This is a genomic window from Mycobacterium sp. 20KCMC460, from assembly GCF_022179425.1.
Classification (GTDB): domain Bacteria; phylum Actinomycetota; class Actinomycetes; order Mycobacteriales; family Mycobacteriaceae; genus Mycobacterium; species Mycobacterium kiyosense.
The window spans coordinates 1,352,960-1,366,253 of record NZ_AP025524.1; the positions used below are offsets into that span (position 1 = coordinate 1,352,960).

The window sequence follows — 13,294 nt, forward strand, 5'->3', positions numbered from 1 at the left end:
TGCGCTGGCGTGATGTTCGGCGGACAGGGGTGGTGATGTGCGCCCTCTAGCGCACGGTGAACTCGTGCGTCGTCGACCGGAACGGCTCGATGCGGCCGTGCCGGTCCCGGGTCGCGCCGTGGTGGACGATGCGGTACTGCCCGGCCGCGGCGTCGGCGGGGATCTCCCACCGGATCCGGACGCGCGACCCGGCTCGCCCCTCGCGCTCCCACTCGAATGTGGTCGACCAGTCGCCGTCGTCGGCGACCCGCGTCCACTGGCCTTGCGCGAGGTGCAGCACTTCCAGAAAGGTGCTGTTGCGGTGCAAGTCGTTGTTCGGATAACCGCTGACGAACGCGGCTTCCACCGTGTCGCCGGGCCGGTACGTCCCGTCCGGCTGTGCCAGGATCGCGCCGAAGGAGCCGTTGTCGGCGGGCGGTACCCGCAGCCAGCTGCGTGGTTTACGGCGCCGCGGCCCGCCGCCGGGCGACACCGGTCGGCCATCACGCATCGCTTCGGCCAGCGCGGCGACGGTCTGCATGAGGGCGGGCAGCTCCCAGCGCCCGAACAGGGTGCTGCCGCCCTCGTAACGCTGCTCGAGGTATTCCTCGGGCGTGGTCACGTAATGGATGTAGGCGTTCGAATAGCCCACGCACAGCACGTCATTCAGATCAGCTCCGAGGATCGACGCCACGGTGCGACGCAGCCGCAGGCCCGAGGTGATGGTCGGCTCGCCGGGAATGCCGATCAGATAAAGGCGCCCGATCCGGATCAGTTGTACCGGCACTGTCTCCTGGATGAAGGGCTGCAACCGGTTCAGCAGGTGCGCCGGAATCACCATGCCCTTGGGTTCCTGCGCCGCCCGTGTTCTGGCGCCGAGCCGGTATACCAAGCGGGATATGTTGTCCCAGAGAAAATTTCGCCCCTGTCTGAACCCGGGGAAGCCTTCCCCTTCGTCGGTCCCGGCGAACATCGCGGCGGCGATCATCGGCCGGCCGGTGCGGTGCTCGCGGCCGTCGGGTGTGTACTGCCCGCCGACCAGCACGTCGGTCAGGTCGACGTAGGTGAACCGGGCGTCGACGTCGGTGCCGATCGGCGTGCCGCTGCCCAATTGTGCTGACGCATCCTCGAATTGGGCCAGTCCGATCCGCCGGGTGTTGGCCCTTTCGTCCTCGGAGCGGCGCGGCCCGTAGTCGACGGGACCGTCGACGTGCGGGCTCATGTCACCCGCGTTGGTCTGGGCGAACGCGCCGACGAATTCGGGTTGACCGGCCAGGTAATCGGCGCCGCGCACGGTGCGCTCCCAGTGGTGGGCGGCGAAGCCCTTGTTGTCTCCGGTGATGAGCAGGTTGCGGTTGGTCATGCTGGTGCCGTGGGTGGCGAAGAAGTGGATTGCGCCCACGGTGTCCTGGCCCCGGTCGATCTGGATCAGGGTGGTGAGCGGGTCGATGCGGCCGGGGAAGAAGTCCCGGTCGGATGCCGGGTTGCGGTCGAACGACGACGGCGACCTGTTGATGCTCGCGTCGTGCAGTTCACCGTGGGACAGCAGTACCTCCGCGGGCGCCAGGTCTTCGTGGGCGTGCCGGATGGACTCGACGATTCCGTCGACGATCGCGGTGAAGGTGGCCGGCCGGAAGCCGCCGGTCGACAAGTTGTACAACAGCTGGCCGCAGTACCCGCCGGGACCGGCGTGGGTGTGGGTGGTGGTGATCAGCGTGTTGCCGGCGGTGTAGGTGTTGCCGTAGGACATTGCCAGCAGGCGCAGCACCTCGTCGGTCACGTTCTGCATGGGCAACGGCAGCTCGGCGACCACTAGCAGCACCCGTTGCCGCCCGTCGTCGAAAACGAAAGCGCGCGAACGCAATCGGAGATGGATGCCGGCGGTGCGCTGCTCGATCTTGCCGTACCCGAGCATGCCGCAGTCGGCCGCTTCGCCGGTGATGTCGGAGATGCCCCGCCCGACCGAAAGCCCAGCCGACAGCCCGGCCGAAAGTCTCTCCGAAGCCATCGCCGCACCCTCCACGACCGGTGTTCCTACGGATTCACACCATATGCGCCGTGTCGGGGTGTCTCGTTAAACTCGCCAGGGTGCTGATCGGTTCACATGTAAGCCCACAGGATCCGCTGGCCTCGGCGCAGGCTGAAGGCGCCGACGTGGTGCAGATCTTCCTCGGCAATCCGCAGAGTTGGAAGGCGCCCAAACCGCGTGACGACGCGGCGGCGCTCAAGGCTGCGAAACTGCCCATCTATGTGCACGCGCCGTACCTGATCAACGTGGCGTCGGCCAACAACAAGGTGCGAATTCCGTCGCGCAAGATCCTGCAGCAGACCTGTGACGCGGCCGCTGAGATCGGCGCAGCGGCGGTGATCGTGCACGGTGGCCACGTTGCCGACGACAGCGACCTGGACGCGGGGTTCGCCCGCTGGCGTAAGGCGCTCGACCAGCTGCGCACCGAGGTCCCGGTCTATCTGGAGAACACCGCGGGCGGCGACCACGCGATGGCACGCCACTTCGACACCATCGCCCGCCTCTGGGATGTCATCGGCGACACCGGCATTGGCTTCTGCCTGGACACCTGTCATACCTGGGCGGCGGGCGAGGCGTTGGTGGATGCGGTGGACCGGATCAAGGCGATCACCGGTCGCATCGACCTGGTGCACTGCAACGACTCCAAGGACGCCCCCGGTTCGGGCCGGGACCGGCACGCCAACCTCGGTGCCGGTGAGATCGACCCCGAGTTGCTCGTCGCGGCGGTGAAGGCTGCGGACGCTCCGGTGATCTGCGAGACGGCCGAGGAAGGCCGCAAGGACGACATCGCGTTTCTGCGGGAGAAGACGGGCGGCTGACCGCACATTACGGATCTTGTGCGGTTGTCGGAAAAATGTAATATCGAGGTCATGCCGGATACGCACGTCGTCACCAACCAAGTCCCGCCGCTGGAGAACTACAACCCCGCCACGTCACCGCTCATCGTCGAGGCCCTGATCCGCGAGGGCGGGCAATGGGGGCTGGACGAGGTGACCGAACTCGGAGCCATCAATGGCAGCCGCACCGCGCAGCGCTGGGGCGAGCTGGCCGACCGCAACAGGCCCGTGCTGCACACCCACGACCAAACGGGTCACCGCATCGACGAGGTCGAGTACGACCCGGCCTATCACGAATTGATGCGCACCGCGATCGCCCACGGTCTGCACGCTGCGCCCTGGGCCGACGACCGGGCGGGCGCCCACGTGGTGCGCGCGGCCAAGACGTCGGTGTGGACGGTGGAACCGGGCCACGTCTGCCCGATTTCGATGACCTACGCGGTGGTCCCGGCGCTGCGGTTCAACCCGGAGCTGGCGGCCGTCTACGAGCCACTGCTGACCAGCCGCGAGTACGATCCCGAGCTCAAGGTGGCCACCGCCAAGCCCGGTATCACCGCGGGCATGTCGATGACGGAGAAGCAGGGCGGCTCCGATGTGCGCGCCGGCACCACGCAGGCCAGTCCCAATGCCGACGGCACCTACACACTGGTCGGGCACAAGTGGTTCACCTCGGCGCCGATGTGCGACATCTTCCTGGTGCTCGCGCAGGCGCCAAAAGGCTTGAGCTGCTTCATGTTGCCGCGGATCCTGCCCGACGGCACCCGTAACCGGATGTTCCTGCAGCGCCTCAAGGACAAACTCGGTAACCACGCCAACGCCTCCAGCGAGGTCGAATACGACGGCGCCACCGCGTGGTTGGTGGGTGAGGAGGGTCGCGGCGTGCCGACCATCATCGAGATGGTCAACCTCACCCGGCTGGACTGCACGCTGGGCAGCGCCACCAGCATGCGCACCGGGCTGACCCGCGCCGTCTATCATGCCCAGCACCGAAAAGCCTTCGGCGCCTACCTGATCGACCAGCCGTTGATGCGCAACGTGCTGGCCGATCTTGCGGTGGAGGCCGAGGCCGCGACCATGGTCGCGTTCCGGATGGCCGGGGCCACCGACCAGGCGGTGCGCGGTGACCAGCGCGAGGCGCTGTTGCGTCGCATCGGCCTGGCGGCCAGCAAGTACTGGGTGTGCAAGCGGGCCACGCCGCACGCCGCGGAAGCGCTGGAGTGCCTGGGCGGCAACGGTTATGTCGAGGACTCCGGCATGCCGCGGCTGTACCGAGAGGCCCCGCTGATGGGCATCTGGGAGGGATCGGGCAATGTCAGCGCGCTGGATACGTTGCGCGCCATGGAAACTCGTCCGGAATCCGTCGAGGTGCTGTTCGACGAGCTGGGCCAGACGCACGGTCAGGACCCCAGGCTGGACAGCCACGTGGCGGCGCTGCGAACCGAACTGGCCGACCTGGACACCATTCAGTACCGGGCCCGCAAGGTCGCCGAGGACATCTGTCTGGCGCTGCAGGGTTCGCTGCTGGTGCGCCACGGACATCCCGCGGTCGCCGAGGCGTTCCTGGCCACCCGGCTCGGCGGTCAGTGGGGTGGGGCGTTCGGCACCATGCCCGCCGGGCTGGATCTGGCGCCGATCCTCGAGCGTGCGCTGGTCAAGGGCTGATGACGCACGCGATCAGGCCCGTCGACTTCGACAACCTGAAGACGATGACCTACCAGGTCACCGACCGGGTCGCTCGCATCACCTTCAACCGGCCCGAGAAGGGCAACGCGATCATCGCCGACACGCCGCTGGAGCTCTCGGCGTGTGTCGAGCGCGCCGACCTCGACCCCAACGTCCACGTCATCCTGGTCTCCGGGCGCGGCGAGGGGTTCTGCGCGGGTTTCGACCTGTCCGCGTACGCCGACGGCACCGGCTCGGCCGGCGGGACGGGTGCGTACAGCGGCACCGTGCTCGACGGTAAGACCCAGGGCATCAACCACCTGCCGAATCAGCCGTGGGACCCGATGATCGACTACCAGATGATGAGCCGGTTCGTGCGCGGGTTCGCCAGCCTGATGCATGCCGACAAGCCGACCGTGGTCAAGATCCACGGCTACTGCGTGGCCGGCGGCACCGACATCGCGCTGCACGCCGACCAGGTGATCGCGGCCGCCGACGCCAAGATCGGCTACCCGCCGACCCGGGTGTGGGGCGTTCCGGCGGCGGGGCTGTGGGCGCATCGACTCGGCGATCAGCGTGCCAAACGGCTGTTGTTCACCGGCGATTGCATCACCGGCGCGCAGGCCGCCGAGTGGGGTCTGGCGGTCGAGGCGCCCGATCCGCAGGACCTCGACGAGCGCACCGAACGGCTGGTGCAACGGATCGCCGCGCTCCCGGTCAACCAGTTGATCATGATCAAGCTGGCGCTCAATGCGCCGCTGCTGCAGCAGGGCGTGGCCACCAGTCAGATGGTCAGCACCGTTTTCGACGGCATCGCCCGGCACACGCCGGAGGGGCATGCGTTCGTCGCCGACGCGGTCGAGCACGGCTTTCGCGACGCGGTCAAGCACCGCGACGAGCCGTTCGGTGACTACGGCCGGCAAGCGTCCCAGGTGTAGGCCATGCGGAAGATGACCGCCCGGTCGGTGGTGCTCAGCGTCTTGCTGGGGGCCCACCCCGCGTGGGCCAGCGCCAGCGAATTGATCAGGCTGACAGCTGATTTCGGGATCAAGGAGACCACCCTGCGGGTGGCCTTGACCCGCATGGTCAGTGCCGGTGACCTGATCCGCTCCGCCGACGGTTACCGCCTCTCGGAGCGATTGCTGGCCCGCCAGCGCCGTCAGGACGAGGCCATGCGCCCGCCCACCCTGCCCTGGCGCGGCACCTGGCACCTGGTCGTCGTCACCAGCGTGGGCACCGACCCCCGGACCCGCGCCGCGCTGCGAAACACCATGCACGACAGCAGGTTCGGTGAGTTACGTGAGGGCGTGTGGATGCGGCCGGACAACCTCGGCCTGAGCCTGGATCTCGACGTCGCCGCCCGGGTGCGGGTACTGACTGCGCGCGACGACGCCCCGGTGCAGTTGGCCGGCCAGCTGTGGGACCTGGCCGAGTGGGTGGCCGTCGGGCACCGGCTCCTCGACGAGATCGCGCGGGCCACGGAGGTCCCGGAGCGGTTCGTGGTGGCCGCGGCGATGGTGCGGCATCTGCTGACCGATCCGATGCTGCCCGACGAACTGCTGCCCACCGACTGGCCGGGTGCCCGGTTGCGGGCGGCCTACCACGATTTCGCCGCCGAACTGGCCCGGCGACGCGACGAGGCGGAACGAGAACTGCAGGAGGCGACATGAGCGATCTGGTGCGGGTAGAGCGCAACGGCCCGGTGACCACGGTGAGCATCAACCGGCCGCAGGCGCGCAACGCCGTCAACGGACCGACGGCGGCCGCGCTGTACACCGCGTTCGAGCAATTCGACCGTGACGAGTCCGCTTCGGTCGCAATTCTACGGGGGGAGGGCGGAACCTTCTGTGCGGGAGCGGATTTGAAAGCGTTCGGCACATCGGAGGCCAACTCCGTGCACCGCAGCGGGCCCGGCCCGATGGGTCCGTCGCGAATGATGTTGTCCAAACCGGTGATTGCCGCGGTGGACGGCTACGCGGTGGCGGGTGGTCTGGAGCTGGCGCTGTGGTGCGATCTGCGGGTGGCCGAGCAGGACGCGGTGTTCGGGGTGTTCTGCCGTCGCTGGGGGGTTCCGTTGATCGACGGCGGCACGGTGCGGTTGCCGCGGTTGATCGGGCATAGCCGGGCGATGGACATGATCCTCACCGGCCGTCCGGTCAAGGCCGACGAAGCGCTGGCGATCGGGCTGGCCAACCGGGTGGTCCCCAACGGTGAAGCGCTGCAGGCGGCGCAGCGGCTGGCCGCCGAGCTGGCCGCGCTGCCGCAGCAGTGTCTGCGCTCGGACCGGCTGTCGGCGATGCACCAGTGGGGTCTGCCCGAGTCCGCGGCGATGGACCTCGAGTTCGCCAGCATCTCCCGGGTGGCCGCCGAGTCACTGGAGGGCGCATCGCGGTTCGCCGCGGGCGCCGGCCGACACGGCGCGGCCGCCGATTAGCCGCGTTTAACCCTTGGTGACGGTGTTGCCGGGGCCGATCTTGTCGACCTTCGGGTCGCCGTTCTTGTAGGTGATGGTGTTGTCCATCCCCAGCACGGTGATGCGGGTCTTGACGTTGTCGATGGTGATCTTGTTGTTCATCCCGCCGACGCTGACGGTGTCGCAGTTGCCGTTGACGGTCAGGGTGTTGTCCGACCCGGTGACGTTCAGCGACTTGCCCTCTTCGCACGAGATGGTGGCGGTCTGCCCCTTGTATGCGTAGACCACGGTGTTGCCCACCTGCACCGAGGTGCTGATGGTGGGGCCGTTCTCGCCGGTGGTCGTCTCCGCCGTGCCGCTACTCGACGTGGCTGTCGACGACTTGGCCGACGACGAAGCCGAGCTGCTGCCACCTGGCGGGGTGGCGGTCGAACTGCAGCCGACCAGCGCTGCCGCGCCGGCGACAGACAGCGCGCCCACCAGGGCCGCCAGCCCCCTCACCCGAGGCGGTAAACCAGTTGTGTTGGCGCGCATAGTTTTTCGATCCTCTCCAGGTTTGAGGGGTTGGCTGGGTTCAGGCGCCGACGCGCTGGATCCGGTTGGTCATGCCCAATTCGCGACCGCGGTCCCAGATGAACGGGTCGCCGTTGTGGAAGAACACGGTGCCGTCGTAGCCGTAGACCGTGATGTCGTTGATCACCGTGTCGGCGATGACGGTGTTGGACGTCCCCATCATCGTGACCGCCCAGCAGGTGCCCTTGGCGGTGACGATGTTGGCGGTCCCGTTGACGATCAGGGTGGAGTCATTGCAGTCGATCGTCGTCTCGATGCCCTGCCCGGTGATGTGGGTGTCGCCGTTCTTGGCATGCGCGACCGGGGCCGGGGCGGCGCAGATGGCAGCAATGCTCGACGCACTGAGTGCCAGTGCTGCGGCGGCGGTTGTCCATCTCACTGCGGGCCCCCCTGTCGTCGGGCGGGTGATGTGCGTCTGAGCCTACGTCGAAGGGCCGGTGGGACGACAGACCCAACACGAGAACCGCGCGTGGGTGTCGGCCGCTGCTGGTCGGAGTCAACTAGAGTCATTAGTTGAACGGCCATCTGAACCGAAGGGCGAACCGCCATGGCAGCTCAGCCGGATCCACCGTCGACCGGTGCCCGCGCGCGCGGCGGGAAGTCCGGGACCCGCCAGGCCAAGCTGAGTCGCGACGGCATCGTCGAGGGCGCGCTGACGTTCCTGGACCGCGAGGGCTGGGATTCGCTGACCATCAACGCCCTGGCCACCCAGCTCGGGACCAAGGGGCCGTCGCTGTACAACCATGTCGACAGCCTCGAGGACTTGCGCCGGGCGGTGCGCATCCGGGTCATCGACGACATCATCACGATGCTGAATCGGGTCGGGGAGGGCCGGGCCCGCGACGACGCCGTGCTGGTCATGGCCGGCGCCTACCGCAGCTACGCGCATCACCATCCGGGCCGGTACTCGGCGTTCACCCGGATGCCGTTCGGTGGCGAGGACCCCGAGTACTCGGCTGCGACCAAGGGGGCGGCGGCACCGGTCATCGCGGTGCTGTCGTCCTACGGCCTGGACGGCGAGGACGCGTTCTACGCCGCGCTGGAGTTCTGGTCGGCGATGCACGGCTTCGTGCTGCTGGAGATGACCGGCGTGATGGACGACATCGACACCGACGCCGTCTTCTCCGACATGGTGTTACGGCTGGCGGCTAGCATGGACACCCGCAGCGCGGTGTCCGCCGACCGGGATGTGCTCCGCTGACCGCTCCGGCGCCGGTGGAAGGACCGCTTTGACCTGCCAGACCAGCGGCGGGTATTGTGGTGGCTCGTGCCTGGCGGCTTACGGCGCCTGACGTAAGGGAACGAATGCCGGGCTAATTCGCATGTCCACGACGCATCGGAGCTGGCTCCGGTGCCCCGCGTATGCGACACGCCCGGACGTGGGGTGACGAGTGAACCCCTTCGCGGGGCATAACTGCAGTACAGAGACTTGACGTAGAACGAGAGACAGAGAAAGCCGGTAGATGCCAACCATCCAGCAGCTGGTCCGCAAGGGTCGTCGCGACAAGATCGCCAAGGTCAAGACCGCGGCTCTGAAGGGCAGCCCGCAGCGTCGTGGCGTGTGCACTCGCGTGTACACCACCACCCCGAAGAAGCCGAACTCGGCGCTCCGGAAGGTCGCCCGTGTGAAGCTGACCAGCCAGGTCGAGGTGACCGCCTACATTCCCGGTGAAGGGCACAACCTGCAGGAGCACTCGATGGTGCTGGTGCGTGGCGGCCGGGTGAAGGACCTGCCCGGTGTCCGTTACAAGATCATTCGCGGTTCGCTGGACACCCAGGGCGTGAAGAACCGCAAGCAGGCTCGCAGCCGTTACGGCGCCAAGAAGGAGAAGAGCTGATGCCGCGCAAGGGGCCCGCACCCAAGCGTCCGTTGGTCAACGACCCGGTCTACGGGTCGCAGCTGGTCACCCAGCTGGTGAACAAGGTTTTGCTGCAGGGGAAGAAATCGCTGGCCGAACGCATTGTCTATGGTGCGCTCGAGCAGGCCCGCGACAAGACCGGCACCGACCCGGTGATCACCCTCAAGCGTGCTCTGGACAACGTCAAGCCCGCTCTGGAGGTGCGTAGCCGCCGCGTCGGCGGCGCGACCTACCAGGTGCCCGTCGAGGTGCGTCCGGACCGGTCCACCACGCTGGCACTGCGCTGGCTGGTCAGCTTCTCGCGGCAGCGCCGGGAGAAGACGATGGTCGAGCGGCTGGCCAACGAGATCCTCGATGCCAGCAACGGCCTGGGTGCCTCCGTCAAGCGGCGTGAGGACACCCACAAGATGGCCGAGGCAAACCGCGCCTTCGCGCACTATCGCTGGTGACGCAGCCGGCGCAGTAGCCGGAGCGCTGACAGCGAACTAACCAAGCAATCGAAAGAGTGGGAAGACTTCTGTGGCACAGAAGGACGTGCTGACCGACCTGAGCAAGGTCCGCAACATCGGCATCATGGCGCACATCGATGCCGGCAAGACCACGACCACCGAGCGCATCCTCTACTACACCGGTATCAGCTACAAGATCGGTGAGGTGCACGACGGTGCCGCCACCATGGACTGGATGGAGCAGGAGCAGGAGCGGGGTATCACCATCACCTCGGCCGCTACCACGACGTTCTGGAAAGACCACCAGATCAACCTGATCGACACCCCCGGGCACGTCGACTTCACCGTCGAGGTGGAGCGCTCGTTGCGGGTGCTGGACGGCGCTGTTGCGGTGTTCGACGGCAAGGAGGGCGTCGAGCCGCAGTCCGAGCAGGTCTGGCGGCAGGCCGACAAGTACGACGTCCCGCGCATCTGCTTCGTCAACAAGATGGACAAGATCGGCGCCGACTTCTACTTCTCGGTGCGCACCATGGAAGAGCGGTTGGGCGCCAACGTCATTCCGGTGCAGTTGCCGATCGGTTCCGAGGGCGACTTCGAGGGCGTCGTCGACCTGGTCGAGATGAACGCCAAGGTGTGGCGGGGCGAGACCAAGCTGGGCGAGACCTACGACACCATCGAGATCCCGGCCGATCTGACCGAGCGGGCCGACGAGTACCGCACCAAGCTGCTCGAGGCGGTCGCCGAGACCGACGAGGCGCTGCTGGAGAAGTACCTGGGCGGCGAGGAACTCACCGTCGAGGAGATCAAGGCTGCGCTGCGCAAGCTGACGATCAGCTCCGAGGCGTACCCGGTGCTGTGCGGCAGCGCGTTCAAGAACAAGGGCGTGCAGCCCATGCTGGACGCCGTCGTCGACTACCTGCCGTCGCCGCTGGACGTGCCGCCGGCCGTGGGCCACGCCCCGGGCAAGGAGGACGAGGAGATCGTCCGCAAGCCGTCCACCGACGAGCCGTTCTCGGCGCTGGCGTTCAAGGTCGCGGCGCACCCGTTCTTCGGGAAGCTGACCTACGTCCGGGTGTACTCGGGCAAGGTCGACTCCGGTTCGCAGGTCATCAACGCGACCAAGGGCAAGAAGGAGCGGCTGGGCAAGCTGTTCCAGATGCACTCGAATAAGGAGAACCCGGTCGAAACCGCTTCGGCGGGCCACATCTACGCGGTGATCGGGCTGAAGGACACCACCACCGGCGACACCTTGTGCGACCCGAACAACCAGGTCGTGCTGGAGTCGATGACCTTTCCGGACCCGGTGATCGAGGTGGCCATCGAGCCCAAGACCAAGAGCGACCAGGAGAAGCTGAGCCTGTCGATCCAGAAGCTCGCCGAGGAGGATCCCACCTTCAAGGTGCACTTGGACCAGGAGACCGGCCAGACCGTGATCGGCGGGATGGGCGAGCTGCACCTGGACATTCTGGTGGACCGGATGCGCCGCGAATTCAAGGTCGAGGCGAACGTCGGCAAGCCGCAGGTGGCCTACAAGGAGACCATCAAGCGCAAGGTGGAGAACGTCGAGTTCACCCACAAGAAGCAGACCGGTGGCTCGGGTCAGTTCGCCAAGGTGCAGATCAGCCTGGAGCCCTTCACCAGCGAGGACGGCGCCACCTACGAGTTCGAGAGCAAGGTCACCGGTGGGCGCATCCCGCGCGAGTACATCCCGTCGGTGGATGCCGGTGCGCAGGACGCCATGCAGTACGGCGTGCTGGCCGGCTACCCCCTGGTGAACTTGAAGGTCACGCTGCTCGACGGCGCTTTCCACGAGGTTGACTCGTCGGAAATGGCGTTCAAGATCGCCGGTTCGCAGGTTCTGAAGAAGGCTGCGCAGCAAGCGCAGCCGGTGATCCTGGAACCGATCATGGCCGTCGAGGTCACCACACCCGAGGACTACATGGGTGATGTGATCGGCGACCTGAACTCCCGCCGTGGCCAGATCCAGGCCATGGAGGAGCGGGCAGGAGCACGTGTCGTCAAGGCGCACGTGCCGCTGTCGGAGATGTTCGGCTATGTCGGCGACCTGCGGTCCAAGACGCAAGGCCGGGCGAACTACTCCATGGTGTTCGACTCCTACGCCGAAGTGCCGGCGAACGTGTCGAAGGAAATCATCGCCAAGGCGACCGGCGAGTGATCTTCAGCCAGGAGTAACCTGGCCCGGTTACAACCGCGGCAAAACCTAGAAAAATCAAAACTGCTTTAACGAGCACCAACAGTCCAGGAGGACACAGAAGTGGCGAAGGCGAAGTTCCAGCGGACCAAGCCCCACGTCAACATCGGGACCATCGGTCACGTTGACCACGGCAAGACCACCCTGACCGCGGCTATCACCAAGGTCCTGCACGACAAGTACCCGGACCTCAACGAGTCCAAGGCGTTCGACCAGATCGACAACGCTCCTGAGGAGCGTCAGCGCGGTATCACGATCAACATCGCGCACGTGGAGTACCAGACGGAGAAGCGTCACTACGCGCACGTCGACGCCCCCGGCCACGCGGACTACATCAAGAACATGATCACCGGTGCCGCCCAGATGGACGGCGCGATTCTGGTGGTCGCGGCGACCGACGGCCCGATGCCGCAGACCCGTGAGCACGTGCTGCTCGCGCGTCAGGTGGGCGTGCCCTACATCCTGGTGGCGCTGAACAAGTCGGACGCCGTCGACGACGAGGAGCTGCTCGAGCTCGTCGAGATGGAGGTCCGCGAGTTGCTGGCCGCCCAGGAGTTCGACGAGGACGCCCCGGTGGTTCGGGTCTCGGCGCTCAAGGCGCTCGAGGGCGACGCCAAGTGGGTCGAGTCGGTCGAGCAGCTGATGGACGCGGTCGACGAGTCGATTCCGGACCCGGTCCGCGAGACCGACAAGCCGTTCCTGATGCCCGTCGAGGACGTCTTCACCATCACCGGCCGCGGCACCGTGGTCACCGGTCGGGTGGAGCGCGGCGTGGTCAACGTGAACGAGGAAGTCGAGATCGTCGGCATCCGCCCGACCACCACCAAGACCACGGTCACCGGTGTGGAGATGTTCCGCAAGCTGCTCGACCAGGGTCAGGCCGGCGACAACGTCGGTCTGCTGCTGCGTGGTGTCAAGCGTGAGGACGTCGAGCGCGGTCAGGTCGTCATCAAGCCCGGCACCACCACGCCGCACACCGAGTTCGAGGGCCAGGTCTACATCCTGTCCAAGGACGAGGGCGGCCGGCACACGCCGTTCTTCAACAACTACCGTCCGCAGTTCTACTTCCGCACCACCGACGTGACCGGTGTGGTGACGCTGCCGGAGGGCACCGAAATGGTGATGCCCGGTGACAACACCAACATCTCGGTGAAGCTGATCCAGCCCGTCGCCATGGACGAGGGGCTGCGGTTCGCGATCCGGGAAGGTGGCCGCACCGTCGGCGCCGGCCGGGTCACCAAGATCATCAAGTAAGTCTGTTCGGAACGGAGCCCGGACCGTC

The 13,294-nt window shown here is 66.8% G+C and carries 13 protein-coding genes; 10 read left to right on the forward strand and 3 right to left on the reverse strand.

Annotated elements, in window-relative coordinates; all coding sequences use genetic code 11:
* Positions 1 to 46: 46 nt before the first annotated feature.
* Positions 47 to 1,987, reverse strand: a complete 1,941-nt coding sequence (locus tag MKCMC460_RS06225) for a neutral ceramidase (RefSeq protein WP_236981097.1) — start codon at positions 1,985 to 1,987, stop codon at positions 47 to 49.
* A gap of 80 nt (positions 1,988 to 2,067) precedes the next feature.
* Here MKCMC460_RS06225 and MKCMC460_RS06230 point away from each other — a divergent pair, with 80 nt between their 5' ends.
* From MKCMC460_RS06230 to MKCMC460_RS06250, 5 genes are read left to right on the forward strand one after another with little or no spacing between them, the layout of a single operon-like run.
* Positions 2,068 to 2,826, forward strand: coding sequence for a deoxyribonuclease IV (locus tag MKCMC460_RS06230; RefSeq protein ID WP_236981099.1), 759 nt, complete (start codon positions 2,068 to 2,070; stop codon positions 2,824 to 2,826).
* 51 nt (positions 2,827 to 2,877) lie between these two features.
* Positions 2,878 to 4,506 carry an acyl-CoA dehydrogenase family protein gene (locus MKCMC460_RS06235; protein ID WP_236981101.1) on the forward strand — a complete coding sequence of 543 codons (1,629 nt, stop codon included), beginning with the start codon at positions 2,878 to 2,880 and terminating at the stop codon, positions 4,504 to 4,506.
* Positions 4,506 to 5,444: a crotonase/enoyl-CoA hydratase family protein gene (locus tag MKCMC460_RS06240; protein ID WP_236981103.1), complete on the forward strand. Its 939-nt coding sequence runs from the start codon at positions 4,506 to 4,508 to the stop codon at positions 5,442 to 5,444. The genes MKCMC460_RS06235 and MKCMC460_RS06240 overlap by 1 nt, the downstream gene beginning before the upstream one ends.
* A gap of 3 nt (positions 5,445 to 5,447) precedes the next feature.
* The gene (locus MKCMC460_RS06245; RefSeq protein ID WP_236981105.1) at positions 5,448 to 6,176 is read left to right on the forward strand and encodes a PaaX family transcriptional regulator C-terminal domain-containing protein; all 729 of its coding nucleotides are present in this window, start codon (positions 5,448 to 5,450) and stop codon (positions 6,174 to 6,176) included.
* Complete coding sequence (locus MKCMC460_RS06250) at positions 6,173 to 6,940, forward strand: crotonase/enoyl-CoA hydratase family protein (protein WP_236981107.1); 768 nt, start codon at positions 6,173 to 6,175, stop codon at positions 6,938 to 6,940. Before MKCMC460_RS06245 ends, MKCMC460_RS06250 begins: the two co-directional genes overlap by 4 nt.
* Before the next feature lie 6 nt (positions 6,941 to 6,946).
* On the opposite strand, the gene MKCMC460_RS06255 is transcribed toward MKCMC460_RS06250, so the two are convergent.
* Both MKCMC460_RS06255 and MKCMC460_RS06260 read right to left on the reverse strand, forming a co-directional pair.
* Positions 6,947 to 7,453: a DUF3060 domain-containing protein gene (locus tag MKCMC460_RS06255; RefSeq protein WP_236981109.1), complete on the reverse strand. Its 507-nt coding sequence runs from the start codon at positions 7,451 to 7,453 to the stop codon at positions 6,947 to 6,949.
* Positions 7,454 to 7,493: 40 nt separating this feature from the next.
* Positions 7,494 to 7,871: a DUF3060 domain-containing protein gene (locus MKCMC460_RS06260; RefSeq protein WP_236981111.1), complete on the reverse strand. Its 378-nt coding sequence runs from the start codon at positions 7,869 to 7,871 to the stop codon at positions 7,494 to 7,496.
* A gap of 168 nt (positions 7,872 to 8,039) precedes the next feature.
* Here MKCMC460_RS06260 and MKCMC460_RS06265 point away from each other — a divergent pair, with 168 nt between their 5' ends.
* The 5 genes from MKCMC460_RS06265 (at position 8,040) to tuf (ending at position 13,266) form a co-directional block, all read left to right on the forward strand.
* The gene (locus tag MKCMC460_RS06265) at positions 8,040 to 8,693 is read left to right on the forward strand and encodes a TetR/AcrR family transcriptional regulator (RefSeq protein WP_236981113.1); all 654 of its coding nucleotides are present in this window, start codon (positions 8,040 to 8,042) and stop codon (positions 8,691 to 8,693) included.
* A 262-nt stretch (positions 8,694 to 8,955) separates the two neighbouring features.
* Positions 8,956 to 9,330 carry a 30S ribosomal protein S12 gene (gene rpsL, locus MKCMC460_RS06270; protein ID WP_007167812.1) on the forward strand — a complete coding sequence of 125 codons (375 nt, stop codon included), beginning with the start codon at positions 8,956 to 8,958 and terminating at the stop codon, positions 9,328 to 9,330.
* Entirely contained in the window at positions 9,330 to 9,800 is a 471-nt protein-coding gene (gene rpsG, locus MKCMC460_RS06275) for a 30S ribosomal protein S7 (RefSeq protein WP_068033913.1), read from the forward strand. Before rpsL ends, rpsG begins: the two co-directional genes overlap by 1 nt.
* 70 nt (positions 9,801 to 9,870) lie before the next feature.
* A complete protein-coding gene (gene fusA, locus MKCMC460_RS06280; RefSeq protein WP_238305408.1) occupies positions 9,871 to 11,976 on the forward strand; it encodes an elongation factor G in 2,106 nt (701 codons plus the stop codon).
* A gap of 99 nt (positions 11,977 to 12,075) precedes the next feature.
* Complete coding sequence (tuf, locus tag MKCMC460_RS06285) at positions 12,076 to 13,266, forward strand: elongation factor Tu (RefSeq protein ID WP_236981115.1); 1,191 nt, start codon at positions 12,076 to 12,078, stop codon at positions 13,264 to 13,266.
* Positions 13,267 to 13,294 lie beyond the last annotated feature (28 nt).

What these genes read in the sequence shown, in the direction of transcription:
- MKCMC460_RS06225 (WP_236981097.1), bottom strand. Translation starts at nt 1,987, where the DNA reads ATGGCTTCGGAGAGACTTTCGGCCGGGCTGTCGGCTGGGCTTTCGGTC.
- MKCMC460_RS06235 (WP_236981101.1), top strand. Translation starts at nt 2,878, where the DNA reads ATGCCGGATACGCACGTCGTCACCAACCAAGTCCCGCCGCTGGAGAAC.
- MKCMC460_RS06240 (WP_236981103.1), top strand. Translation starts at nt 4,506, where the DNA reads ATGACGCACGCGATCAGGCCCGTCGACTTCGACAACCTGAAGACGATG.
- MKCMC460_RS06245 (WP_236981105.1), top strand. Translation starts at nt 5,448, where the DNA reads ATGCGGAAGATGACCGCCCGGTCGGTGGTGCTCAGCGTCTTGCTGGGG.
- MKCMC460_RS06250 (WP_236981107.1), top strand. Translation starts at nt 6,173, where the DNA reads ATGAGCGATCTGGTGCGGGTAGAGCGCAACGGCCCGGTGACCACGGTG.
- MKCMC460_RS06255 (WP_236981109.1), bottom strand. Translation starts at nt 7,453, where the DNA reads ATGCGCGCCAACACAACTGGTTTACCGCCTCGGGTGAGGGGGCTGGCG.
- MKCMC460_RS06265 (WP_236981113.1), top strand. Translation starts at nt 8,040, where the DNA reads ATGGCAGCTCAGCCGGATCCACCGTCGACCGGTGCCCGCGCGCGCGGC.
- rpsL (WP_007167812.1), top strand. Translation starts at nt 8,956, where the DNA reads ATGCCAACCATCCAGCAGCTGGTCCGCAAGGGTCGTCGCGACAAGATC.
- rpsG (WP_068033913.1), top strand. Translation starts at nt 9,330, where the DNA reads ATGCCGCGCAAGGGGCCCGCACCCAAGCGTCCGTTGGTCAACGACCCG.